Annotated in this window: 20 protein-coding genes; 11 read left to right on the forward strand and 9 right to left on the reverse strand. The window is 72.5% G+C overall.

The genetic code is table 11. The features are described from left to right. Window positions 1-182: 182 nt before the first annotated feature. The 6 genes from PV410_RS21975 to PV410_RS22000 all read left to right on the forward strand — a co-directional run bounded on the left by PV410_RS21975 (window position 183) and on the right by PV410_RS22000 (window position 7,175). Window positions 183-1,103, forward strand: a complete 921-nt coding sequence (locus tag PV410_RS21975) for a carbohydrate ABC transporter permease (protein WP_500326961.1) — start codon at window positions 183-185, stop codon at window positions 1,101-1,103. Window positions 1,104-1,105: 2 nt separating this feature from the next. Next, a complete protein-coding gene (locus PV410_RS21980) occupies window positions 1,106-2,050 on the forward strand; it encodes a carbohydrate ABC transporter permease (protein WP_500326963.1) in 945 nt (314 codons plus the stop codon). A gap of 112 nt (window positions 2,051-2,162) precedes the next feature. Beyond that, window positions 2,163-3,506, forward strand: coding sequence for an ABC transporter substrate-binding protein (locus PV410_RS21985; protein WP_500326964.1), 1,344 nt, complete (start codon window positions 2,163-2,165; stop codon window positions 3,504-3,506). Between the two features lie 153 nt (window positions 3,507-3,659). Beyond that, a complete protein-coding gene (locus PV410_RS21990) occupies window positions 3,660-4,712 on the forward strand; it encodes a LacI family DNA-binding transcriptional regulator (protein ID WP_500326966.1) in 1,053 nt (350 codons plus the stop codon). A 168-nt stretch (window positions 4,713-4,880) separates the two neighbouring features. Then, window positions 4,881-6,629 carry a glycoside hydrolase family 35 protein gene (locus PV410_RS21995; RefSeq protein ID WP_500326967.1) on the forward strand — a complete coding sequence of 583 codons (1,749 nt, stop codon included), beginning with the start codon at window positions 4,881-4,883 and terminating at the stop codon, window positions 6,627-6,629. A gap of 366 nt (window positions 6,630-6,995) precedes the next feature. After that, window positions 6,996-7,175 (forward strand): hypothetical protein, encoded by a 180-nt coding sequence (locus tag PV410_RS22000; RefSeq protein WP_500326969.1) that lies wholly within the window; start codon window positions 6,996-6,998, stop codon window positions 7,173-7,175. A 381-nt stretch (window positions 7,176-7,556) separates the two neighbouring features. Here PV410_RS22000 and PV410_RS22005 read toward each other — a convergent pair whose 3' ends face one another. From PV410_RS22005 to PV410_RS22030, 6 genes are all read right to left on the reverse strand, one after another. Continuing rightward, entirely contained in the window at window positions 7,557-7,892 is a 336-nt protein-coding gene (locus tag PV410_RS22005) for a hypothetical protein (protein ID WP_500326971.1), read from the reverse strand. Window positions 7,893-8,042: 150 nt separating this feature from the next. Beyond that, window positions 8,043-8,417, reverse strand: a complete 375-nt coding sequence (locus PV410_RS22010) for an iron chaperone (RefSeq protein WP_500326973.1) — start codon at window positions 8,415-8,417, stop codon at window positions 8,043-8,045. 27 nt (window positions 8,418-8,444) lie between these two features. Continuing rightward, window positions 8,445-9,704: an ABC transporter permease gene (locus tag PV410_RS22015; protein ID WP_500326975.1), complete on the reverse strand. Its 1,260-nt coding sequence runs from the start codon at window positions 9,702-9,704 to the stop codon at window positions 8,445-8,447. After that, a complete protein-coding gene (locus PV410_RS22020) occupies window positions 9,701-10,441 on the reverse strand; it encodes an ABC transporter ATP-binding protein (protein WP_500326977.1) in 741 nt (246 codons plus the stop codon). Before PV410_RS22020 ends, PV410_RS22015 begins: the two co-directional genes overlap by 4 nt. Then, a complete protein-coding gene (locus PV410_RS22025) occupies window positions 10,438-11,922 on the reverse strand; it encodes a peptidoglycan-binding protein (RefSeq protein ID WP_500326979.1) in 1,485 nt (494 codons plus the stop codon). Before PV410_RS22025 ends, PV410_RS22020 begins: the two co-directional genes overlap by 4 nt. Next, a complete protein-coding gene (locus PV410_RS22030; protein WP_500326981.1) occupies window positions 11,919-12,872 on the reverse strand; it encodes a hypothetical protein in 954 nt (317 codons plus the stop codon). Before PV410_RS22030 ends, PV410_RS22025 begins: the two co-directional genes overlap by 4 nt. Before the next feature lie 293 nt (window positions 12,873-13,165). Between PV410_RS22030 and PV410_RS22035 the strand changes: the two genes are divergently transcribed. The 3 genes from PV410_RS22035 to PV410_RS22045 all read left to right on the forward strand — a co-directional run bounded on the left by PV410_RS22035 (window position 13,166) and on the right by PV410_RS22045 (window position 16,931). Next, the gene (locus PV410_RS22035; protein WP_500326983.1) at window positions 13,166-13,942 is read left to right on the forward strand and encodes a hypothetical protein; all 777 of its coding nucleotides are present in this window, start codon (window positions 13,166-13,168) and stop codon (window positions 13,940-13,942) included. Window positions 13,943-14,067: 125 nt separating this feature from the next. Beyond that, a complete protein-coding gene (locus PV410_RS22040; protein ID WP_500326985.1) occupies window positions 14,068-14,628 on the forward strand; it encodes an AMIN-like domain-containing (lipo)protein in 561 nt (186 codons plus the stop codon). 248 nt (window positions 14,629-14,876) lie between these two features. Beyond that, on the forward strand, window positions 14,877-16,931 hold the full coding sequence (locus PV410_RS22045; protein WP_500326987.1) for a DUF1996 domain-containing protein: 2,055 nt from the start codon (window positions 14,877-14,879) through the stop codon (window positions 16,929-16,931). 78 nt (window positions 16,932-17,009) lie between these two features. On the opposite strand, the gene PV410_RS22050 is transcribed toward PV410_RS22045, so the two are convergent. Next, the gene (locus tag PV410_RS22050; protein WP_500326988.1) at window positions 17,010-18,389 is read right to left on the reverse strand and encodes a hypothetical protein; all 1,380 of its coding nucleotides are present in this window, start codon (window positions 18,387-18,389) and stop codon (window positions 17,010-17,012) included. A 4-nt stretch (window positions 18,390-18,393) separates the two neighbouring features. Continuing rightward, the gene (locus tag PV410_RS22055) at window positions 18,394-19,497 is read right to left on the reverse strand and encodes a hypothetical protein (RefSeq protein WP_500326990.1); all 1,104 of its coding nucleotides are present in this window, start codon (window positions 19,495-19,497) and stop codon (window positions 18,394-18,396) included. Window positions 19,498-20,008: 511 nt separating this feature from the next. Between PV410_RS22055 and PV410_RS22060 the strand changes: the two genes are divergently transcribed. Together PV410_RS22060 and PV410_RS22065 are read left to right on the forward strand one after the other, a co-directional pair. Further along, window positions 20,009-22,219, forward strand: coding sequence for a HelD family protein (locus tag PV410_RS22060; protein WP_500327190.1), 2,211 nt, complete (start codon window positions 20,009-20,011; stop codon window positions 22,217-22,219). Between the two features lie 118 nt (window positions 22,220-22,337). Then, on the forward strand, window positions 22,338-23,078 hold the full coding sequence (locus PV410_RS22065) for a DUF6193 family natural product biosynthesis protein (protein WP_500326992.1): 741 nt from the start codon (window positions 22,338-22,340) through the stop codon (window positions 23,076-23,078). Between the two features lie 403 nt (window positions 23,079-23,481). On the opposite strand, the gene PV410_RS22070 is transcribed toward PV410_RS22065, so the two are convergent. After that, the gene (locus PV410_RS22070) at window positions 23,482-23,691 is read right to left on the reverse strand and encodes a cupin domain-containing protein (protein ID WP_500326994.1); all 210 of its coding nucleotides are present in this window, start codon (window positions 23,689-23,691) and stop codon (window positions 23,482-23,484) included. Window positions 23,692-23,772 lie beyond the last annotated feature (81 nt).

The following is a 23,772-nucleotide window of genomic DNA, read 5'->3' on the forward strand; positions in this document are numbered from 1 at the left end:
CGGGGTGGTGCCGGGGAGGAACCGCGTGAGGGCCCTTGACGTGTCCTGATGGCCGGTGCCAACATCGCGTCCATCAAATGTTTGCGTAAACGTGCGCCGGCTGCGGTCGCTGATGTTTGCGCAACCATCCCGGACCCGCCCGATGTGGCGGGACCCCGCACGACGATGTGAAGGATGGGATCATGGCTGCCATACCGCCGCCACCGGGCACCGGCCGGGCCGCTCCTCCCCGAGGACGCCGGGGCCGGCGCTGGCTGGGATGGGGCTTCGTGGCACCGTTCATGATCGTCTTCACACTGGTCTTCCTGGCGCCGATCGGCTACTCGATCTACCTGAGCCTGTTCCGCGACCGCCTCATCGGCGGGACCTCCTTCGTCGGTCTGGACAACTACGTCCAGGCCTTCCAGGACGGCCAGTTCTGGTCCGGCCTCGGCCACGTCGCGCTGTTCCTCGGCGTCCAGGTGCCGGTCATGCTGGGCATCGCGCTGCTGGTCGCCCTCGCGCTGGACAGCGGGCGGCTGCACGGCCGGAAGTTCTTCCGGATCACGATCTTCCTGCCCTACGCGGTCCCGGCGGTCGTGGCGACGCTGATGTGGGGCTTCATGTACGGGGACCGCTTCGGCCTGGTCGCCGACATCAACGACGCCTTCGGTGCCTCGCTGCCGAACCCCCTGTCGCCCGGACTGGTGCTGGCGAGCATCGGCAACATCGTGACCTGGGAGTTCGTCGGCTACAACATGCTGATCTTCTACTCGGCGCTGCACGTCGTGCCGCGGTCCCTGTACGAGGCGGCCGAGATCGACGGCGCGAGCCAGCTGCGGATCGTCACCTCCATCAAGATCCCGGCGATCCGCGGGGCCCTGGTCATCGCGACGATCTTCTCGATCATCGGCAGCTTCCAGCTGTTCAACGAGCCCAGCATCCTCAAGCCGCTGGCGCCCAACGCCATCACGACGTACTTCACGCCGAACCTCTACACCTTCTCGCTGTCCTTCTCCGGGCAGCAGCACAACTACGCGGCGACCGTCGCGATCGTCATGGGGGTCGTCACGATGATCATCGCCTACGTCGTGCAGCTGCGCGGCATGCGCAAGGAGGCCTGACGATGGCCCAGGCGAGCACCCAGGCGGCCGCCACGGCCCCGCAGCGCGAGCGCCGCGGCGCCGCACCGTCCGAGCGCCCGGCCGGCCGGCGGCACTCCTCCGACCGGCCCCGGCGCAGCGTCCTGCTCACCGTCCTGACCGCGCTGGTGGCGGTCTACACCCTGGTTCCGCTGGCCTGGCTGCTGTTCAGCGCGACCAAGACCCAGAAGAGCCTGCTGGACTCCTTCGGGTTGTGGTTCAGCGGTGACTTCGCCCTGTGGGACAACATCCGGCAGACCCTCACCTACGACGACCACATCTTCGTCCGGTGGCTGCTCAACACCCTGCTGTACGTGGCGGTCGGCGCCGGGGGCGCGACGTTCCTGGCCGTGCTGGGCGGTTACGGCCTGGCGAAGTTCGACTTCCCCGGCAAGCGCGCGGTCTTCGCGGTGGTGATCGGCGCGGTCGCCGTGCCGAGTGCCGCGCTGGCCGTGCCCACGTTCCTGATGTTCAGCAAGATGGGCCTGACCAACACCCCGTGGGCGGTGATCGTGCCCTCGCTCGTCTCGCCGTTCGGCCTCTACCTGATGTGGGTCTTCGCCTCCGAGGCGATCCCCGACGAGCTGCTGGAGGCCGCCCGGGTCGACGGTTCGGGGGAGATCCGCACCTTCTTCAGGATCAGCCTGCCGCTGCTGGGACCCGGCATCGTCACCGTGCTGCTCTTCACCGTGGTCGCGACGTGGAACAACTACTTCCTGCCGCTGATCATGATCAAGGACCCGGACTGGTACCCCCTCACCCTGGGGCTCAACGCCTGGAACGCCCAAGCCGCCACCGCGGGCGGGCAGCCGGTGTTCAACCTGGTGGTCACCGGCTCGCTGCTGACCATCGTGCCGCTGGTCGCGGCCTTCCTCCTCCTGCAGCGCTTCTGGCAGTCCGGGCTCGCCGCCGGCAGCGTCAAGGAGTGATCACCGGCGCGGCGGCGCCATACCCACCTCCCCCTGCGGTCCTGCGCCCGGCACACCCGTGCCGTGGCGACGGGCGGTGCCGCAGACCATCACCACAACGAAGTGAGATGCGATGACGAACAAGCCACTGCGCCGTTCGGCGCAGGCGATCGCGGTGCTCTGCGCGGCGGCGCTGTCCCTGACCGCCTGCGGTTCCTCCGACGAGTCCGGCTCGGGTGCCAAGGCCGCGGACGCGGGCAGCGTCGAGGCGGCGCTGGACAAGGGCGGCAGCCTGACGGTGTGGGCGTGGGAGCCGACGCTGAAGCAGGTGGTCACCGACTTCCAGGCCACGTACCCGAAGGTCAAGGTGAAGCTGGTCAACGCGGGCACGGGCAACGACCAGTACACCGCGCTGCAGAACGCGGTGCAGGCCGGCTCCGGGGCGCCGGACGTGGCACAGATCGAGTACTACGCGCTGAGCCAGTTCGCGCTCGGCAAGTCGGTCACCGACCTCAGCCCGTACGGCGCCAAGGACCTGTCCAAGGCGTACTCGCCCGGCCCGTGGAACTCCGTGGCCGTCAACGGCGGGGTGTACGCGCTGCCCATGGACTCCGGGCCGATGGCGATGTTCTACAACAAGAAGGTCCTCGACAAGTACAAGATCGCGGTGCCCACGACCTGGGACGAGTACCTGACCGCGGCCCGCGCGCTGCACAAGGCGGACCCGAAGGCGTACATCACCAACGACACCGGTGACGCCGGCTTCGTCACCAGCTTGATCTGGCAGGCCGGCGGTCACCCGTACGCGGTGGACGGCACGAAGGTGGACGTGGACTTCGGTGACGCGGGCACCAAGCAGTTCACGGAGGTCTGGCAGAAGCTGATCTCCGAGAAGCTCCTCGCGCCGATCGCGTCATGGAGCGACCAGTGGTACAAGGGCCTGGCCGACGGGACGATCGCCACGCTGTCGACCGGTGCCTGGATGCCCGCCAACTTCGTCTCCGGCGTCCCCTCGGCGTCCGGTGACTGGCGTGCGGCGGCGCTGCCGCAGTGGCAGGCGGGCCAGAGCGCCAGCGCGGAGAACGGCGGCAGCTCGCTGGCGGTGATGGAGGCGGCCAAGGACAAGCCCCTGGCCTACGCCTTCATCAAGTACGCGAACAAGGACGCCGGCGTCCAGGCCCGCATCAAGGGCGGTGCCTTCCCGGCCACGACGGCGGACCTGAACTCCCGGGCGTTCCTGGACACTTCGTTCCCCTACTTCGGCGGCCAGAAGGCCAACGAGATCTTCGCGAAGTCGGCGGCGGACGTCGTCAAGGGCTGGTCGTACCTGCCGTACCAGGTGTACGCCAACTCGATCTTCAACGACACCGTCGGCAAGGCCTACGTGTCCTCCACGCCGCTGTCCGACGCGCTGGGCACCTGGCAGGACGCCTCGGTGAAGTACGGCAAGGACCAGGGCTTCAGCATCGGCGGCTGACGCCCCCTCACGATCCGCGGCCGGCCCCGGCGGCCCTCTTCGAGGGAGCGCCGGCGCCGGCCAGGGGGGCCCGCGGACCGCCGGTCCGCGCAGCTCGGCCCCCTAGACTTCTGACCACCAACGGCAGTGAAACGTATGAGGTGTACGACGCACGTGGACGGGACCGGACAGAGCTCGGCGGCGGGTGCGCAGCGGCGGCGGCGCGGTGCGTCGATGGCCGACGTGGCCAAGCTGGCGGGTGTCTCCGCGCAGACCGTCTCCCGGGTCTCCAACGGTTTCCCCGGGGTGCTGGAGGAGACCCGGCAGCAGGTGCTGGCCGCGATGAAGGAGCTCGGCTACCGGCCCAACAGCGCGGCCCGGGCCCTCAAGCGGGGCGAGTTCCGCACCATCGGCGTCATCTTGTTCAACCTCTCCAGCACCGGCAACATGCGCACGCTGGAGGCCGTGGCCTCGTCCGCGGCCCGGGAGGGCTACGCCACGACGCTGCTGCCGGTCACCGTGCCCACGCAGGACGGGGTCCAGGGCGCGTTCACCCGGCTCGGGGAGCTGGCGGTGGACGGGGTCGTCATGATCATGGAGGTCCATCTGCTGGACGCGATGACGGTGGCCCTGCCGCCGACCGCGCCGGTGGTGGTGGTGGACTCCGACGCCGGGGACCGGTACTGCGTGGTCGACACCGACCAGGCCAGCGGTGCCCGGGCGGCCGTGGAACACCTGCTGGGTCTCGGTCACGGCACGGTGTGGCACGTCGCCGGCCCGAAGGAGTCGTTCGCCGCGGAGCGCCGGGTGGGTGCCTGGCGGGCGGCCCTGGAGTCGGCGGGGCGCGAGGTGCCGCCGCTGCTGCGCGGGGACTGGTCCGCGGAGTCGGGTTACCGGGCCGGGCTGCGCATCGCGCGGGACCCGGGCTGTTCGGCGGTTTTCGTGGCCAACGACCAGATGGCGCTTGGCCTGTTGCGTGCGCTGCGCGAGCAGGGCCGTCGGGTGCCGGAGGACGTCAGCGTGGTGGGCTTCGACGACATCCCCGAGGCCGCCTCGTACATGCCGCCGCTGACGACGATCCACCAGGACTTCGCCGAGGTCGGCCGGCGCTGCGTCGACGGGGTGCTGCGGCAGATCCGCAAGGACGAGGCGGAGCGGGGCACCACGCTGGTGCCCACCAGCCTGGTCGTGCGCAGCAGCACCGCGCCGCCGCCGCGCGGTCGCTGAGCCCAACCCCCCGACGGTTCCCCCGTGGTCACCGCATCGTCGCGATGGCAACGCAAACATCCCGTCACGGGCGTCCCCGCCGGCACCGGCGAGCTCCCCGCGACCGCACCACACGCACTGCACGCACCACACGCACCAGAACTCGACTCCACTGGAGGAGCACGGCCCATGCCCGTACTGCGGATCGAAGGGAACGAATTCCGCCTCGGCGGCGAGCCGTTCCGCATCATCTCCGGTGGCCTGCACTACTTCCGCGTCCACCCCGGCCAGTGGCGTGACCGGCTGCGCAAGGCACGGCTGCTCGGACTCAACACCGTCGACACCTACGTGCCGTGGAACCTCCACCAGCCGCGGCCGCACACCTTCCGCACCGAGGACGGCCTGGACCTGCCGGCCTTCCTGGAACTCGCACAGGACGAAGGCCTGCACGTGCTGCTGCGCCCCGGCCCGTACATCTGCGCCGAGTGGGAGGGCGGCGGACTGCCGTCCTGGCTGCTCGCCGCGCCCGGCATCCGCCTGCGCACCGCCGACCCGCGCTACCTGACCGCCGTGGACGACTACCTGGACCGGCTGCTGCCGCTGGTCGTCCCCTACCTCGCCACCAACGGAGGGCCCGTCCTGGCGGTGCAGGTCGAGAACGAGTACGGTGCCTACGGCGAGGACCCCGCCTACCTGACGCACCTTCAGGACAAGCTGCGCCAAGGCGGTGTGGACGTCCCCCTGTTCACCTGCGACCAGCCCGCCGACCTCGCCCGCGGCAGCATCCCGGGCGTCCTGGGCACCGTCAACTTCGGCAGCCGCCCCGCACAGGGCCTGGCCGCGCTGCGCGAGCACCAGGGCGACGGGCCGCTGATGTGCACCGAGTTCTGGAACGGCTGGTTCGACCGCTGGGGCGGTGTGCACGTCATCCGTGACGCCGCGTCGGCCGCCGCCGACCTCGACGAGATGCTGTCGGCCGGTGCGAGCGTCAACCTGTACATGTTCCACGGCGGCACCAACTTCGGCTTCACCAGCGGCGCCAACGACAAGCACACCTACCGCCCCACCATCACCTCCTACGACTACGACGCGCCCTTGGACGAGGCCGGCGACATCACCCCCAAGTACCTCGCCTTCCGCGACGTCCTCGCCCGGCACACCAGCGTCCCCGACGAGCCGCTGCCCGAGCCGTCCAAGAAGCTCAACCTCCTCGGCGTCCGGCTCACCGCGAACGCCCCGCTGCTCGGCTCCGCCGGCCACCTCGGCCAGGCGGTGACCGGGCCGCGCCCGCTGACCATGGAGGAACTCGGCCAGGACTTCGGCTTCGTCCTGTACGAGACCGCGCTGCGCGACCCGGGCCCCACCCTGCTGCACTTCGCCGCGATCGCGGACCGGGCACAGGTCTTCCTCGACGGCGCCGCCGTCGGCGTCCTCGAACGTGAACTGCACGAAGGCGCCCTGGCCGTCACGGTGCCGGCCGGCGGAGCGACCCTGACGGTCCTCGTCGAGAACCAGGGGCGCGTCAACTACGGGGAGGGCATCCACGACCGCAAGGGCCTCACCGGCACGGTCACCGCCAACGGCGCCGAACTGTCCGGCTGGAGCAGCAGGCCCCTGCCCCTGGACGACCTGTCGGGCCTGACCTTCACCACCGGCGGCCCGCAGCCGGTGGGGCCGGCGTTCCATCGCGGGGTGTTCGAGGTGGAGCAGCCCGCCGACACCTACCTGGACCTCACCGGCTGGACCAAGGGCAACGCCTGGATCAACGGCTTCGCCCTGGGCCGCCACTGGTCCCGCGGCCCCCAGCGGCGCCTCTACGTCCCCGGCCCGGTCCTGCGGCCCGGCACGAACGAACTCGTCGTCCTCGAACTGCACGCCAGCGCCCGCGCGACGGTCGACCTGCGGGACACCCCCGACCTCGGACCGACGGAGGAATGAGCGGGGCACGAGCCGGGATTGAGCGCGCCGCACCGCCCCGCCGTCCGGCACCCCGGACGGCGGGGCGGCTCTGCCATCAGGGGACGGTGTACCCGGCGGGCTTCGCGGCCCTGCTGCCCGTTCTCGCGGACATCGCCACCGGCCGCCGGCCGGGGAAGTCCCGGCCGGCGCTCGCACCGGCCGGCCGGATCGTGGGCGAGGAGGGGCAACTCCACGAGCCGGGACACGTCCGCGCGCACTGCGCGGCAGAGCTCGACGACATGCGCCGGGTGACCCGGCGGCACCTGGTGGCGCAGCCCTTCGACGGCGAGGAGGGCGAGTACCTCTACGCCCTGCAGGCCCTCCTGGCCTTCGAGGGGGGTACCGGTGTGGCACCAGGGCGTGGTCCCCGACACCCACGAGGTGGTGTGCCCTTCGTGCGCGGCGCCCCTGGAGATCGACCTGGACGACACGCGCAGGGGCAGCCGCCTCCACGATCCGGACCGGACGTGGAGGCGCGAGGTGCAGACCGGCGTCCGCCCTACCCCGGCCGCCGCGCTCGCGTAGCCGGCGTCCCGGCTCCACCGCCTGGCCACCGAGGCCGGGCAGCACGCGGCCGCCGAGCATCTGACCTACCTGTCCGGCCGCACCACGTGCCCGGCCTGCGCCGCCGAGTTCTCCGTCCCGGAGCGGATCGCGGCCTCCGTCCCTGCCCGGGCGCGCGCAGCGCTCGGCCCGGATGCGACCCTCGGGGCCGGAACCGTGCTCAGCGCCGGACGCACGGGACGCCCACAAGGCCGGCGCCGCCTTCCTCGTCACCCCTGCGGTCAGCGAGGGCATCGCTACCGGCCGGGAGCTCGGACTCCCGGTCCTCGCCGGGGTGATGACCCCCACCGACATCCTCCAGGCACTGCGGCTCGGCGCCGACGCCCTCAACGTGACTGGGGTTCATCTGCGGCGGCGGAGGCGCAGCATCAGCCACAGGTCGGCGGTCTCGGCCCACGATCTGACGCGGCCGGCGAGGCGGCGGACGGTGGAACGCCGCAGGGTGCAGAGCCAGACGTAGGCGCTCAGGGAGACGCAGAGACAGGCCCAGGTCCGCCACCACCACAACGGCGGCACGCTGCCGGCGCCGGAGTCGGCGAGCAGGCCGAGGATCCAGGTGAGCGCTCCGGCGGTGACGACGGCGACGGCGACGGCCCGGCGCGCGAGACCCCGGGCCGCCCAGCGGGAGCCAGGGCCCCGACGGGGATCTGCACGAGGACGTGGACCATCGCGATCCACAGCATCAGCACGAAGGTCTGCCCGTAGGAGATGGCGTCGGCACCGGCAAGGGTCAGCATGATGAAGCCCGCCGGCAGGAGCACTCCGCTCAGATGCATCGCCGCGATGTTCAACGGCCCGTGCCAGCCCCAGGCCCACCGGCGGTCGTCCTCACCCACCGGTCCCGCTCGCCCCGGGCTCGGCCGCGGTGGCCCGCAGAAGGTCGCGCAGGAGGTCGAAGTCCATGCGCTCGGGCGTGCGGAACCGCAGGCAGCCCTTGCCCATGTCCTGCCCGGCGAGGCGGTCCTCGAAGGCCGCGCGGACGTCGGCGCGCATGAGGTAGAAGGAGATGTACTGCTTCTGGGCGGCGAAGGCGATCTCGGCCGTGCCCCCGCGCTCGTAGACGGGCATGCCGTACGCCATCACCTCGTCGAACCCCTTCAGTTCGGCCCGGCACAGCTCACGCAGCCTGACCAGCGCCTCCCTGCGTTCCTCCGGGACCTCGGAGAGGTAGCCGTCGACGTCCGCCGCCCTGCTCTGCACCATGGGGCCAGGCTACGCGGCGGCGCGGGGTCAGGACGGGGCGCGGAGGGCATCCACGGGTTCCATCCGGGCGGCGCGCAGGGCGGGGTAGAGGCCGGCGAGGAGGCCGACCAGGGCGCCGGCGACCGGGGCGCCCAGGGCGAGGCGGAGGTCCAGGACGGGCGTCCAGTCCTTCACGGCGGCCACGCTGACGACGACCACCACGCCGAGGGCCGCGCCCACGACGCCGCCGAGGAGTCCGATGGTGGTGGACTCCGCCAGGAACTGCCCGGCCACCTGGCGCCGGGATGCGCCCAGGGCCCGGCGCAGCCCGATCTCGCCGACGCGTTCCATCACGGTGACGAGGGTGACGTTGGCGATGCCGATGGCGCCCACGACCAGCGAGACCAGCCCGAGGACCAGGAACAGGCCGTTGACGTCGCCCTGGACACCCTTCCTGGCCTTGGACAGGTCCGGTGGGGCGGTCACGGTGAGCGCCTCCTCGTGTCCGGGGGACAGGGCGATCGGCGCCTGCCGGGCGACCTGCCGGGCCGCGCCGAGGGAGGTGTTGACCAGGACCCGGGTCACGTTGTCCATGCCCATCCGGTCCGCCGCCGTGGTCGGGGGCAGGATCACCGAGGCGGACAGGCGCTGCTCGCGCTGGAACCCGCCGAGCACGCCGATCACCGTGTACGACTGCCCCTTGAAGAAGACGGCTGGGGCGTCGCGTACGTCGTCGATGCCCAGCAGCCGGGCCGCCTGGTCGCCGAGGACGGCGACCCGGTCGTGACGTGCGATGTCACCGGTGTCGAAGAACCGGCCGGTGGCCATCGTGCCGCGGACCGCCTCCGGCAGCGCCGGGGTGGCGGCGACGACCGCCAGGGTCTGCTCGGTCAGCGCGCCGGGGGCGACCACGTCGTTCGCCCGGACCTGGACGTTCGCGCTGTCCTCGGAATCGGAGAGCGCGGCGGCCGACTGCACACCGGCGAGGCGCTCGACCGCCTCGACACCCGGCCAGTCCACCAGCGGCGGGTCGGCGGACCCCGGCTGCGGGGCCGGCACCACGACGGTCACCGAGGTGGCGGTGAGGGCGTCGAAGCGGCCGACGATCTGGTTCGCCGCCGTCGAGGCCACGCCGATCGTGATGACCAGCGTGCCGATGCCCAGCACCGTACCCAAGGTCGTCAGGGCGGAACGGACCGGGCGGGCGAGCACCCCGGCCAGGGACTCCGACCACAGGTCCCGCGGGTCCATGAAGGGGCGCTCGTGGGCGGGGGCGCGGCGCCGCACGCCACGGATGCCGGGCCTCATGCGCCCTCCTGCCGCAGCATGCCGTCGCGGATCCGCACCCGCCGGCCGGCCCGCCCGCTCACGGCGTCGTCGTGGGTGATCACGAGCAACGTCATGCCCTGGGCCTGCAGTTCGTCGAAGAGCGCGAGCACCGACTCGGTGTTCTCGCTGTCGAGGTTGCCCGTCGGCTCGTCGCACAGCAGCAGGGCGGGCTCGCCCATCAGGGCCCGGGCGATGGCCACCCGTTGCCGTTCGCCGCCGGACAGGCGGCCCGGCAGGAAGCCGAAGCGGTGCCCGAGTCCGACCCGCGTCAGTGCGGCCCGGGCGCGCTCGGCACGGGTGCGGCGCGCACGGCCCGGGCGAGGGGTCCGGTAGGTCTCGGCGAGCATGACGTTCTCGTCAACGGTCCGGTACGGCAGCAGGTGGAAGGACTGGAACACGAAGCCGATGCGGGCACCGCGCAGCGCCGTACGCTCGGGATCGCTCAGGGTGTTGGTGAGGACCCCGTCGAGCCAGTAGCTGCCCGACGTGGGCCGGTCCAGCAGGCCCAGGGTGTTGAGCAGCGTGGACTTCCCCGAGCCGGAGGGGCCGACGATCGACAGGTGTTCCCCTCTCCTGACCTCCAGGTGCACGTCGCGCAGGGCGTGCACGGGAGGGTCGGTGTCGAACACCCGGCTCAGGCCGCTGAGCCGGATCACGGTGTCCGGGTCCGGCGCCTGCTCAGGGGCCGGGCGGGGCGGTACGGGTCTGCGCCTCACCGTCCGACCACCACCTGGTCGCCCTCGTCCAGCGAGCCGCCGTCCGCCCTCACCTCGACCTGCCCGGCGGCCGAGAGGCCCACGGTGACGGGCACGTTCACCACCTCGCCGTCGCGGTCCACCCGCACCCGGGCCTTGCCGTCGGCGCTGGTGTGGACCGCGGCTACGGGCACCACCAGGACGGCGCCCTTCGAGGCGCCCACCTCGATGGTCACCTTGGCGGTGCCGCCCGCCTGGTCCTTCAACGGGCCGGGTTCGGGTACGGAGATCACCAGCTGGACCGGAGCGGACGGGTCGGCGCCCGGCTCCGCGCCGGCGTCGGCACCGGGTTCGGTCCCGCCCTCGTCCTTCGCGTCCGCGCCGGTGCCGTCGCCGTCCTTTCCGGTGTCCGCCTGGTTCCCGGCGCCGCCCACCTGCGCGACGACGCCGCGTACACGGGTGCCGTCCGCCGTCTCGATCCGTGCGGTCATGCCCTCGCGCAACGCGGAGCCGTCGGCTCCGGGCACGACCGCCCGCACCACCACGTCGGAGCTCGTCACGGTGGCGACCTCGCCGGCCGGGGTGTCACCCAGGCGCACCTTGACCTTGTCGACCCGGACCGGCAGATCGGGCAGGAAGACGACTTCGCCCGCCGGGACCTTGGTGCCGTACGTGGCGGTGAACGCGCTGAGCGCCGCGTTGGCCCGGTCCAGCCGCTGCCGCGCGGAGCGCAGTTCGAGGGCCGACGCCTCGCCGGAGGCCGGCGGGCCCGCCGTGCCGGAACCGGCCTTGCCGCTGTCAGCCCCGCTGTCGCCTCCGCCTTCGCCCCCGCTGTCGGCTCCGCCGCCCTGCGCCGCGAGGACCGCGAGCTGCGCGTCGGTGACGGCGGCCTCCAGGTCGCCCAGCTGCTGCTGGTCGGCGACGCCCGGCTGCTGCGGCGTGAACCCCTTGCCCTGGTACCAGCGGGTCACCGCCGACGCGGTGCCCTGCCGGTAGTTCCCGGTGACGGCTCCCGGATCGTGCCCGATCCTGCGCAGCGCGCTCTGCAACTGCCTGACGTCGTCGCCCGAACTGCTGGGGCCGAGGGCCCGGTACATCGGGACCGAGCCGCGCAGCACGAACACCGGACGGCCGTTCACCTGCATCAGGACGCTGCCCTCGCGCAGTGTGGCACCGGCCTGCGGGAGCCTGGTGACCCGCTGGGTCGCCTCACCGTCCCCGGAACCGCCCGCGGACCCGACGGACCCGGACAGCGACACCCCGTGCGGTGCCCCGAACTCCACGCCGCCCTGAGCGATGACGTTCGCGGTCAGTTTCCGGCGTTCCACGGCGACGGTGACCGGACCCGCCTCCGGCGGCCGGCGCGAGGCGGCGGCGTCGGCGGGCGACTGCATCTGGGTACCGGCGAACCAGCCGCCCGCGCCGACGAGCGCGACGACGCCCACGATCATCCCGACCTGCTTGCCGCGCCCGTTCGGGCCGCTCGGCAGACGCCGGCTCATCCGGTGATCCCGTAGAGGGGGTGCTTGGCGAGCTTGGGGAAGTAGGCGGCCCGGAACTCCTTGCCGCACTCCAGGTCCTTGCGGGCGATGGTGATCTCCTGGGCGAGCTTGGCCCGCGCCGTGTCCTGGTCCATCTTCTGGACGCCGTCCTGCGGAGTCTGCTGGGCCGTCGCGAACTTCACCATGTCCCCGATGGCGGTCGGCTGCGTCGTCGTCACCGCGATGCCCTCGTCACGCAGGCAGGACGCGAACCGCTGCGCCAGGGAGATCAACCGGGGATCCCCGTTGAGGGCCTGCTTCGCGGCGCGGTCCCGCTCCTCGTTCGCGGCGTGCTCACGGTCGAGTTCGGCCTGGGACTTCTCCGGCCCGTAGGCCTTCTCGATCCCCTCCTTCACACATCCCGGGAGCATCACCTTCTTCCCGCTCGCGAGTTGCTTCGCGGTGCCCATCGCCTTGTCGTAGGCCTTCCGCTGGGCCGGGGACAGTGCGTTGAGGTAGGCCTCGTCCGGGTTGGTCATCTCCCGGGCCTCGTGGGCCTTGCTGCCGGGGACGTCGGGGTCGTCCGGGTAGACGGCGCCCGCGAAGAAGCCGAAGCCGTACTTGTCGCGGTACTTCTTGGCCAGTTCGTAATCCTGACCGTCGACCGGGATGGCGGCGGTTTCCACGCCCGACACGTGCGGCGTGTAGGTGAAGCCCTTCTTCCGCATGCAGGCGGCAATGGTGTTCTGCGACACGTATTGCTGTCTGGTCCCCTCGTCGGCTCCCTCGGGAACGGTCAGTTCACCGTTGACGGCGGCCCGCGAGGGCGACGTGTGGCCGTCGGAGGAGGAGCCGGCGGGTGCGGCGGAACCGCCGTCGCCCTGGGTGCATCCGGCGAGCGCCAGGGTGAGCGCGAGGACACCGGCGGCCGCGGCCGGCCGCAGTGCACGCGTGGTGGGTGTGGGAGCCATGTCGTTCCATCACTTCGTTCGAAAGGTGTCACGGCGGGGCGATGCGCCCCGTTGACGTCCTCAACCCGGTGGACCACCGCTCAGGGACGAGCCGTTTCCGGCGATGTGACGCACATCACGGTTCGGGGCGGGAGGCCTGGTCGGCGGCGGGTGTTCCCCGGGCAACCGAACGGCGCCCCACCTGGTTGGAACAGGAGTGAGGAGTTCAACCGGGAAGGGAGCGCGATGGCAGGGGGCCTGCACGGTGCGGGAGTCGGGGCCGGGCTGCCGTCCCGTGGAGGGGAGTGAGGACCATGCGCGCCGCACCTGACGAGCAGTGGCACGAGACGGAACAGGCGCTGCGCCGCCTCCTGCGCGACGTGGTGCCGCAGACCGCCGGCCCCGCCGACCGCATGACGCGGATCAGGCGGCGTGTGCAGCGGCGCCGGCGGCGCCGCGCGGCAGCCGCCGGCGCGGCCACGGCGGTGGCCGCCGTCGTGGCCTGCGTGACCCTCGCACCGGGGCTGTGGCCACCGGGCGGGGCACGGACGCCGGCCGACGCGGCGGGACAGCGGCACGCCCTCCCCGCAGCGACGCCCTCGCCGGGAGCCACGGGGGACCGCACGACGGTACGCCTCCTGAGCGGCACCGGACTGACGCTGCGGGTACCGCGGACCTGGCACAGCCTGTCCGTCGACGACCGCGGCACGGCGACGGGCTTCGTCGCCTCGCAGCTCCTGAGCCTCCCGTCACGCGACTCCTGCCCCGACCTGGCGGAGGAAGCGCTGCCCGCCTGCGAGCCGCTGGAGGAACTCGGCGAGGACGGGGTGCTGATGACGTTCCGGACCGCCGTGACGGGCAAGGCCGGCCCGGCGACGCCCCTCACCCTGGGCGATCCGGTGGCCGCGGGAAAGGGGTGCCAGGTACTGCGGGGCGACACGGAGATCCTCGCCTGGGGTTACGGCCGCTCGGCGGCGTACGGCAAGCCCTTCGAGGTGCGCATCGACGTGTGCCTGCGCGCACCGTCGGACGCCACCCTCACCACGGTCACGGAGGCCCTGAAGTCGGCGTTCTCCAGCGCCGGCGGCTGACGGGAGACGGCGGGCCCGTGGACCGACCGGCGACGGCGCGTTCCAGGGCGTCCCGGCACAACCAAACCCTTGCCCGGCATGTCGTACATCGAAAGCAGGCAAGAGCCGCAATGCAAGGGGGAACCATGCGTGCGAAACGATACGGGGCGGTCCTGGCCGCCCTGGTGATGGCGGGTGCGGGGGTGGCCGTGGCAGCGCCCGCGGTGGCCGCGGCGCCCGCGGCGGCGTGCCCGACGGGCTGGGGCAGCCTCCCGAAGTCCGGGACCGACGCCGACCTCGGGTCACTGACCGACATCAGGACCGGCAGCCACGAGTGCTACGACCGTGTGGTGTTCGACGTGCCCACCGCAGGCACGGACGCGATCGGCTACACCGTGCAGTACGTCGACGCCGTCCACCAGGACGGCTCGGGGCGGGTCATACCGGTCTCCGGTGGGGCGATCATCGAGATCCGGGTGGCCGCCCCCTCGTACGACCCGCAGACCGGCGCCGCGACGTACCCGGGCCGCGCGGGGCGGACGCTGCCGGGCGTCGACCTGACCGGCTACCGGACCTTCCGGGACGCGAGGTTCGCGTCGAGCTTCGAGGGTGACACGCAGGTGGGCCTCGGTGTGCGGGCCCGGCTGCCGTTCCGGGTGTTCCAGCTCTCCGACCGTCTGGTGATCGACGTGGCCCACACCTGGTGAGGTGCTCCCGCCGGCCGGGCCCGGTGGCGTGGCGCCACCGGGCCCGGTCTGGGCGGCCACGGCCTTGACCAGTAACTCCTGTGAATTCCTGGGGCGGTTGAACACTCCGGGGGTGGTGTCCGTATGTGTGGACGGCTTGTCGTGTTCAGGCCGCCAATCATCAGGCGCGCAGGAGGGTTTCCTTGGTACGCAATTCGCGCAGACGTGCTACCGGCACACGTAGTGGCACCTTTGTAGCCGTCGCCCTGATGCTGGGAGGCGGTGTCCTGGTGACGGCGAACGTGTTCGCCTCGGCGACCGAGGGGGACTCGTCGGGTCAGACGGCCCAGACGACCTCCGCGGGCCAGGCGATCACGGTCGACTGTCCGGACGTCGGCACGGAGCTCACCTCCGTGCCCGAGCAGGCGAAGGAGGACGTCGACAAGGAACTCGCCCTCCTGGACCAGCAGATAGCCGAGGCCTACCAGAGGCTGAAGGACACGTCGGCGGCCCAGCAGCAGGACCCCGGTTTCGTGGACAACGCGGTCCTGGGCCCGCTGAAGGACAAGCGCGCCGCGACGATCGCGCGCATCCTGCAGGCCATCGACCGCGTGGGGGACCCCCCGCAGGGCGTCGAGGGCCTCGCGGGGTGCACGGTCCGCTCCACCGACGCCCAGGAAGGCCGGCAGGGCCAGCAGGGACAGGAGGGCCAGCAGGGTCAGGAGGGCAGCGCGCAGCCGTCCACGGGTGACGGCGGCCAGAACGGCCAGAACGGCCAGAACGGCCAGGGCGCCCCGGCCGGACAGGGCGGCAACGGCCCTGTCGTGGCGGACTTCGCCGACATCATGAGCGTGAACCCGAACGCGCCGCGCGGCCCGCAGCCGTCGGACGCCTCTTCCGGCACGTTCTCGTCCGAATGCGGTGTCAACGCAGGCGGCCTGTTCAACTCCGACAACATCATCGTCGCCCCCGGAGTGACCAACGGCGCCCACCACTTCCACGACTACATCGGCAACCAGTCCAACAACGGACTCGCCACCATCGACGACCTCGCCGAGGCGGAGACGAGCTGCAAGGACCAGGGCGACAAGTCGTCGTACTACTGGCCCGTGCTGCGCGTGCAGGACGGCACCGTGGAGCGGGACGCCGGGGCGCCCGGCGGCGGCACCGAGGGCAACGCCGGGAAGATCGTGACCCCCAAGGAGGTCACGCTCACGTTCGTCGGCAACCCCGTCAGCAAGGTCACGCCCATGCCGCGCCTGCTGCGCATCATCACGGGCGACGCGAAGGCCTTCGTCAACGGGCCGGCCAACGCCAACGCCTCCTGGAGCTGCACGGGTCTGGAGGACCGGCAGCTGAAGGACAAGTACCCGCTCTGCCCCGACGGCAGCGACGTGGTCCGCACCTTCCGGTTCCAGAGCTGCTGGGACGGCCAGAACGTCGACAGCGCCAACCACCGCACCCACGTGGCCTTCGCCGACGCGGGCGGCAACTGCCCGCAGGGCTTCAAGGCCATCCCGCAGCTCGTCCAGCGCATCGTGTACGACGTCCGGACGCCGAGCGTCCAGGACGGCGGCAAGACGGTGCCGTTGTTCGCGGTGGACTCCTTCCCCGAGAACCTGCACAAGCCGATCACCGACCACGGCGACTTCATCAACATCTTCGACGAGGGCCTGATGCAGGAGGTGGCCGACTGCATCAACCAGGGCCGCACCTGCGGCGCCGGCGACGACGGTGCAGAGGAGCCCGGCAACGGCGGGAACGGCGACCCGGGTACGGAGGAGCCCGGCAACGGCGGGAACGACGACCCCGGTACGGAGGAGCCCGGCAACGGGGGCAACGACGACCCCGGTACGGAGGAGCCCGGCAACGGGGGCAACGACGACCCCGGTACGGAGGAGCCCGGCAACGGGGGCAACGACGACCCCGGCGCCGAGGAGCCCCCGGCGGACAACCCGGACGACGACCAGAACGGAGGCGACGACACCCCCGACGCTCCTGTCACGGTGACGCCCAAGGCCGACACCACGCCTACGGCGGGCCAGGACGACACCGCCAACCCCCCCGCCGGCGGCCACCAGCACCACGGCGAGGAGCAGGGCGGGCAGCAGGGCGAGGAGCAGGGCGGCCAGCAGACGACGGCGCCCGGGCAGTCCCCCGCCCCCGGCGGGTTCGCCCCGAGCCCCGCGGGACAGGCCAACCAGCAGGCGATCAACGGCGGTCTGGCCGACACCGGGACCAACCTGTGGCCGGCCGGCCTCGGAGCGGTCCTGGCGATCGCGGGATTCCTCCTGCTCCGCCGGGTGAAGCGCGGCGCGCTCTAGCTCCGCTTCCCCTGCGGCCGCAGTGAAGTCCCCCTTGGCGACCGGGCGTACCGCCCGGTCGCCAAGGGCGTCGTCCACCTAGTCGGGGACCCCGGCGCCGTCCAGGAGCCGGTGCATGTCCTCGGCGGGCAGACCGGGGTTGCCGGCGGCGTGATGGGTCGTGCCGGGGTCGTCGAGCAGTTCGCGGATCAGCGGTACGGGCAGCCGCGGGTGACGGGCCGCAGCCCAGCGCCGGTCGGGGTCGCGGGCGAACTCCTCCAGGGTCCGCACGGGCAGGTCCGGGTCGGTCAACGCGAGACGACCTGCCTCGGGGTCCGCCGAGTCCGCGAAGCGCTCCGCGAGGCCCGCGGCGGGGAACCGCGGGTGGTTGGCGAACCACTCGACCGCGCGGTGGGTGCCGTTGAGGTAGAGGTCCAGCAGCGTTTCCGGCGGCGGTTCCGGGTGGAACTCGCACAGCAGGAGCCGCACGGCGAAGTCCTCGTCGCGGGACAGCAGTTCGACGTACTCGGGCTCCAGGCCGGGGCACACGGCGGCGCTGCGGCGCAGCCACGTGTGCGCGGAGGTCGCACATCGCCGCAGGACCTCCGGGTCGTCCTGGGCCTCCCGAACCCAGTCCAGCGCGTCCAGGCGGTCCTCGGGGCCCACGGTGTAGTCGACGGCCGCGCGTTCCCGCTCCGTCAGCTCCGGCCTGGCGGAGACGACCAGCCGCACGTGCGGATCCGGGTGGGTGGCCAACCGCGCGACGAGGTCCGGTGGGAGGGAGGGGTTGGCGGCGACGGCCCCCGGGCGGTCGCCGGTGACCAGGCGTTCGGCGAGCTCGCGGCTGAGCAGCCCGCCGCGGAGCACCCTGGCCAGGTCCCAGGGGTTCGTGAGGCTCTCCACGAGCCAGGCCGTGCGTTCTGCGTCCTGATGGCAGACGCGCATTGCGGCGGCGCGTCGCACATCGAGGTCGTCGTCGTGGAGCAGCGCTTCCTTGGCGTCGTCGGTGAGGGAGTCCCACGCGCGGCAGGCCGCCTGGCGCAGGGGGCCGTCCGCATGGTCCGCAAGTCGCGCCAGGAGGTGGCCGGGCACGAGGCGCGAGATGACGGTCTCGCAGCGGATCCGCCCGTCCGGGTGGGCGAGGAGACGTTCGTACGCCCAGTCGGGCAGCGGGTCCACGCGTGTCCTGTACGGCGTCGGGCCGATGGCCAGGCCCAGGATGACCCGCGGCGACGGATCGTCGAGGAGGCGGGCCCGCTGGGCCGGGTCCGCGTTCTCGCTCTCGGCGAAGCATGCCCGTAGCGCCGGGTCCGGGTCCGTCAGGATCGCGTCGACCACTTCCAATGGCAGACCTCTTCGCTGGGCGACGTTCCGTCTGATGACCCGGTCGTCGTGCCTGAGCAGTCGCAGCAGGACGTCCGCGGGCGCGGAGGGATTCCAGGACAGATACGCCAGGGCGGCGACGTGGTGGTCGGCCATGGTGTCAGGAACCCCCCACCGCGCGGCGCTCGGCGACCCGGAGCGTGGTGGCGGCCGCCACGCCCGCCGCAAGGCCGAAGGTCAGCGCGGCCGGGACCCCGATGCCCAGACTGGCGGAGAGGGACAGCAGCCCCCAGTGCAGACCGGCCCCGTCCACGGTGACCCGCAGCAACTGCGAGGCGATCAGCCCGAGGACGGTCGCGCAGACCGCGCCGACCGCCATCGCGGGGAACGTGGCCCGTGTCAGCAGTACGGGCAGCCGCCGCAGCATCCACCACACCACGGCGAGCAGCAGCAGGTCGGCGGCGCGGGCCAGGAGCCAGTCGGTCAGCGGGCCGCCTGACGGGGTCGTCCAGGCACCGAGGAGCAGCCACTGGCGCAGCAGGTCGCCCGGTTCGGAGAGCAGGCCGATGCCGGGGGAGTAGGTCTGGAGGGCGGCGGCGACCGACTGGTACGAGAGCACCACGAGGGACACCGCGACCACCGCCGTCCCGACGGTCGCGGCCAGCCGGCCCGCACGCGCCGGGACGACCGCCTGGGGGAGCGGGTCCGCGCCCTTGGCCGTGATGCGCGCCGTGAGCACCGTCACCGCCGCCGCGAGCAGCGCGGCCACCGCGACGGCCTCCCGCCCGGTGGTGATCACCGCGGCCAGCTGGGGCAGGAAGCGGTAGCTGCCGTGCCCGTGCGAGGCGATCAGCCACGGCGCGGAGACGGTGACCGCCAGCGTTCCGGCCACCAGGCCCCACGCCCACACCGCGAGCAGCGTGGCGGGCCACCGGCCGTGCACCGGGGGCAGCCTGCGCAGCAGGAGCAGCGCCCCGGGCACGAAGGACGCGAAGACCGCGGCGAACCGGATCTGCAGCCCGGTCCTGTACAGCGTGAGGTAGTCGGTGCCGCCGGTCGGCGCGCCGAAGGGCTGCCCCCAGCCCGGCGGGTCGTACGACCAGGGGGTCAGCCACGTGCCGAGTTCCGTGGCCGCCCGGCCGCCGATCACGTCGACGGTGCCCGGCAGGTTCAGCGCGTGCGCGCTCGACCCCGCCCACCACAACAGCGCCGTGAGCAGCAATCCCCCGGTCAGGACCGGTATCGCCGCACGCCGGTAGGTCATCGTCCGCCCCCGCTTCGATCGTTCGTCCAGCGGGCGTTGATCATAGGGGCACCCGGCCCCTCCGGATCCCGCAGCTCCCGGGTGCCGGCCGCCACCGGCGGTTCGATGTGCCCCGTACGCCGACGACAGCGCATGCACTTCATGCCTTCCCACGCCCCGAATTCCGGTTACGGCGGGCGATTCTGCGGCACCCCCAGGGGCTTGCCGCAAGCCCCCCGGTGCGCTGTACGTTGGGAACGGATTGGAGCGGACGAGCTCCTTTCCCTTTCTTTTTTGCGCGCGCCGGAGCCCGCCGGAGGGGCGTCCCGGTACCGTCCCGGCGCCTTCGCAGCACCGAGGCCCAGGCCCCGCCCCCGAACGCAGGAAATCCCCGTACCGCAATTGCGGTACGGGGATTTCCTCACGTATATTGAGTGTTTCTGTGCGCGCACAGAAACGGCCCCTCACCGGGGGCCACTGGAATCACCATATCGGACAGGGAGCGAATGTGTCAACTCGCGAAAGAGTCGAACTGCAGAAGGAGCAGGAATTCATCGACCGGCTCTACGAGCGGGTCGACACGCTGCGCGGGGTCGCCACCCGGCGCGTCGAGGACGCGCTGACCCCGGTGGGCAACGGCATGCAGGCCCGTCTCGAACGCGACGTCCTCGTCGCCGAGCGTTCCGGTCTGCTGGCGGCCCTCAACGCGGTCGACGGCTCGCTGTGCTTCGGCCGGATCGACCTCCAGGACGGTGCCGCGCACCACATCGGCCGCATCGGGATCCGTGAGGACGACACCGACCACACCCCGCTCCTGATCGACTGGCGCGCACCGGTCGCCCGGCCGTTCTACGTCGCCACCGGGCACACGCCCATGGGACTGCGCCGGCGCCGGCACATCACCACCGACGGCCGCCGGGTCACCGAGCTGCACGACGAGATCCTCGACCTCGAGGACGACGACCGCAGCGGCTTCGAGGACCGCACCGGCGACGCGGTGCTGCTCGCCGCCCTCAACTCGGCCCGCACCGGCCGCATGGCCGACATCGTGCGGACCATCCAGGCCGACCAGGACCGCATCATCCGCGCTCCGCACCGCGGCGTCCTCGTCGTCGAGGGCGGCCCCGGCACCGGCAAGACCGCGGTCGCGCTGCACCGGGCGGCCTTCCTGCTGTACGAGCACCGTGAGCTGCTGGCCAAGCGCGCGGTCCTGATCGTGGGTCCCAACCCGGCCTTCCTCCGCTACATCGGCGAGGTGCTGCCCGCCCTCGGCGAGACCGGCGTCATGCTCGCCACGCAGGCCGAACTCTTCCCCGGCGTCCACGCCCGCGGCACCGACACCCCGCGCGCGGCGGCCGTCAAGGGCAGCGCGGAGATGGCCGAGGCGCTCGCTCTCGCCCTGCGCGACCGCCAGGTACTGCCCGAGCCCGGTGCGCCGATCGTCATCCCGCACGACGACGGCGAACTCGTCCTGGACTGGGAGATCGCCTACCAGGCCCGGGACGCCGCCCGCGAGACGCGCCTGCCGCACAACCTCGCCCGGCCGTACTTCGCGTTCCACGTCATCGACGCCCTCACCGCGCAGCTCGCCGACCGCATCGGCGCGGACCCGTACGGCGGCCCCAACTTCCTCGGCCCGGACGACCTCGCACAGCTCGGCAAGGGCGTCGCCGCCAGCGCGGGGGTGCGGGCCGCCGTGGCGGAGCTGTGGCCGCTGCTCACCCCGCAGGAGTTCCTCGCCGGCTACCTCGCCGAGCCGGCGTACCTGCCGGACGAGGACGCCCGGGCGATCCGCCGCGCCCCGGACGACGGCGAGTGGACCCCGGCCGACGTGCCGCTCCTGGACGAGGCGGCCGAACTGCTCGGCGTCGACGACAGCGCCGCGCGGGCCGCCGCCGAGGCCGAACGCCAGGAGCAGATCGCCTACGCCCAGGGCGTCCTGGAGGTGTCGCGCGGTTCGGAGTCGTTCGAGTTCGAGGACGCGGAGTCCGAGGTCCTGGCCGCCCACGACATCATCGACGCCGAGCGGATGGCCGACCGGCAGGAGGAGGCCGACCACCGCAGCGCCGCCGAGCGGGCCGCCGCCGACCGTACGTGGGCGTTCGGGCACATCATCGTCGACGAGGCGCAGGAGCTGTCGCCGATGGCGTGGCGCCTGCTGATGCGACGGTCCCCGACCCGCTCGCTGACCCTGGTCGGCGATCCGGCGCAGACCTCGGAGGAGGCGGGCGTCGGCTCCTGGGAGAAGATCCTCGAGCCGTACGTCGGCGACCGCTTCGAGCACGTGCGGCTGGGCGTCAACTACCGTACGCCCGCGGAGATCATGGACCTGGCCGCGCAGGTCGTACGCATCGAGGACCCCGCCTTCGAGCCGCCCCGGTCGGTCCGTTCCACCGGCGAGAAGCCGTGGACGCGGCACGCCGGCGCGGACCTGGCCGGCGCGGTGGCGCGGGCCGTTGCGGAACTGACCCCCCACGAGGGGCGCCTCGCGGTGATCGCGCCGCGCGCGCTGCACGCGGAGATCGCCGCCCCGCTCGACGGGGTCACGGCCGGCGCCGAGCCCGACCTCACCCTGCCCGTGGTGCTGCTCGGCCCCCGGGAGGCCAAGGGGCTGGAGTTCGACCACGTCCTGGTCGTGGAACCGGCACGGTTCGGCACCAGCGACCTGTACGTGGCCCTGACCCGCGCCACTCAGCGCATGGGCATCGTCCACCGCGAGGACCTGCCCGCGTCGCTGCGCTGACCGCCACCCCCACCGCCACCTCACGACCCCGGCCCGGCGCTCACCGGCCGGGGTCGTCCGGAGCCGTACGGGCCGTGCCGGTGTTCCCCGCGCGGCGCGGTGACGCCACACTGGGCGCGTGGACCCCGACCTCTATCCCGACCTGATCGCCGCAGCTGGCCTGTCCGCCGCCCTGGAGCAGGCAGCGGCCGGCCTCGGCGCCGATCTCGTGATCGTGCGTGACGGCGGTGACGCAGTCCTCCAGGCGCGTGTCGCCACCGCCGTGCCCGACCGTGATCCGCTGGTCGTCCACACGTACGCCAAGGAGCGCGGTTTCACGTTCTCCGGATGGAGCCGGGGGGTCGAGCTGATCTCGGGGAGCACGGCCGACCTCGGGGACGTGGTGCGGGTGGGGGCGGCCTGGGGGGACGGCACCGGATTCCGCGACCTGCACCAACGGTTCTCGTTCCTCCACCCCAGCGAGCGCGCCGAAGCCCATGAACGCGGACCGGCCGCCGAGGTCGAGCTGCAGTGGCGAAGGCTGCACGAACAGGCGGCGGAGGCGCCTGACTTCGACGGCTTCCGGCTCCTCGTGCAGGCGGCCCATGCCGAGCCGCGGCTGCGGCAGCTCTTCGCGTTCTCCAGCCACTGGGTACTGGGCTTCAGCGCCCGCACCGGGCACCCGTCCCGGTTGGAGGTGGCCATCGTCCCCGCGCACGACGGCCATCCGTATCGCGTGAAGGACCACCTCCACCTCGGGGACGGTGTGATCGGCGAGGTGGCCACCGCGGAAGAGGCGGTCGCGCTGGCGGTCGCCCACCTCCCCGCCGGGCTCGGACCGGCCGTCGCCGGCACCTCCGCACCCGATGACGGCAGGTGAGCCCTTCGAGGTGCTGCTGGAACGGCTGACGGTGCACCGGTAGCCGGCGGGCGCCGTCGGCGAGTCCGGACCGCCCACCGCGTCCACGCTCCGGCGGCTCGCGCCCACGCTCGGGCTGCACACGCCGGACCTCTTCGTCATCGTAGGCGTCGACGTACCCGGCGATCTCGCTCCCGCCGACCCGAAGCCCGGACGTCGCGTACCGGATCTCGTCCGGCACGCCGTCGCCCTCCCGTCCTGCGCCGGTACGTGGCGTCACTGCCGCCGCCGCACGAGCGGTACCGGACGGCCCCGGCGCCGTCCTCATGGGCCTGCCACGCGACCGCAACCTCGGTTGGATGGCCACGGCCGAGACGTTCTTCCTGATCACGGGCCGCTGCTGGTCCGCGGCACGGGGAAAGGTTCACGGCCTTTTGACCCGGGTGAGGATGATCGCGTAGCGGCACTCGGCATCGCTGGTGTTGGCGAACACGCACGGGACGGGTGCGTCGACTTCGATCGAGTCGCCCGGGCCGAGTTCGTGCACCACATCGCCCTCGTGGAAGGTGAGCCTGCCGTCGAGCACCCAGACGGCCTCCCGCTGGAAGGCCAGGGAAGCCGCCGGATACGGCACGCGGGCATCGAACAGGCCCCTGGAGACCGCCTCCGAGGGGCCTGTTGGCGCTCAAGCGGCATCGAGGAGGCCATCACCCCC

Source organism: Streptomyces sp. PA03-5A, assembly GCF_033792725.1.
Taxonomy (GTDB): domain Bacteria; phylum Actinomycetota; class Actinomycetes; order Streptomycetales; family Streptomycetaceae; genus Actinacidiphila.

What these genes read in the sequence shown, in the direction of transcription:
- PV410_RS22050 (WP_500326988.1), bottom strand. Translation starts at nt 18,389, where the DNA reads ATGGCCGACCACCACGTCGCCGCCCTGGCGTATCTGTCCTGGAATCCC.
- PV410_RS21985 (WP_500326964.1), top strand. Translation starts at nt 2,163, where the DNA reads ATGACGAACAAGCCACTGCGCCGTTCGGCGCAGGCGATCGCGGTGCTC.
- PV410_RS22040 (WP_500326985.1), top strand. Translation starts at nt 14,068, where the DNA reads ATGCGTGCGAAACGATACGGGGCGGTCCTGGCCGCCCTGGTGATGGCG.
- PV410_RS22035 (WP_500326983.1), top strand. Translation starts at nt 13,166, where the DNA reads ATGCGCGCCGCACCTGACGAGCAGTGGCACGAGACGGAACAGGCGCTG.
- PV410_RS22055 (WP_500326990.1), bottom strand. Translation starts at nt 19,497, where the DNA reads ATGACCTACCGGCGTGCGGCGATACCGGTCCTGACCGGGGGATTGCTG.
- PV410_RS22015 (WP_500326975.1), bottom strand. Translation starts at nt 9,704, where the DNA reads ATGAGGCCCGGCATCCGTGGCGTGCGGCGCCGCGCCCCCGCCCACGAG.
- PV410_RS22045 (WP_500326987.1), top strand. Translation starts at nt 14,877, where the DNA reads ATGCTGGGAGGCGGTGTCCTGGTGACGGCGAACGTGTTCGCCTCGGCG.
- PV410_RS21975 (WP_500326961.1), top strand. Translation starts at nt 183, where the DNA reads ATGGCTGCCATACCGCCGCCACCGGGCACCGGCCGGGCCGCTCCTCCC.
- PV410_RS22030 (WP_500326981.1), bottom strand. Translation starts at nt 12,872, where the DNA reads ATGGCTCCCACACCCACCACGCGTGCACTGCGGCCGGCCGCGGCCGCC.
- PV410_RS22025 (WP_500326979.1), bottom strand. Translation starts at nt 11,922, where the DNA reads ATGAGCCGGCGTCTGCCGAGCGGCCCGAACGGGCGCGGCAAGCAGGTC.
- PV410_RS21995 (WP_500326967.1), top strand. Translation starts at nt 4,881, where the DNA reads ATGCCCGTACTGCGGATCGAAGGGAACGAATTCCGCCTCGGCGGCGAG.
- PV410_RS21980 (WP_500326963.1), top strand. Translation starts at nt 1,106, where the DNA reads ATGGCCCAGGCGAGCACCCAGGCGGCCGCCACGGCCCCGCAGCGCGAG.
- PV410_RS22010 (WP_500326973.1), bottom strand. Translation starts at nt 8,417, where the DNA reads ATGGTGCAGAGCAGGGCGGCGGACGTCGACGGCTACCTCTCCGAGGTC.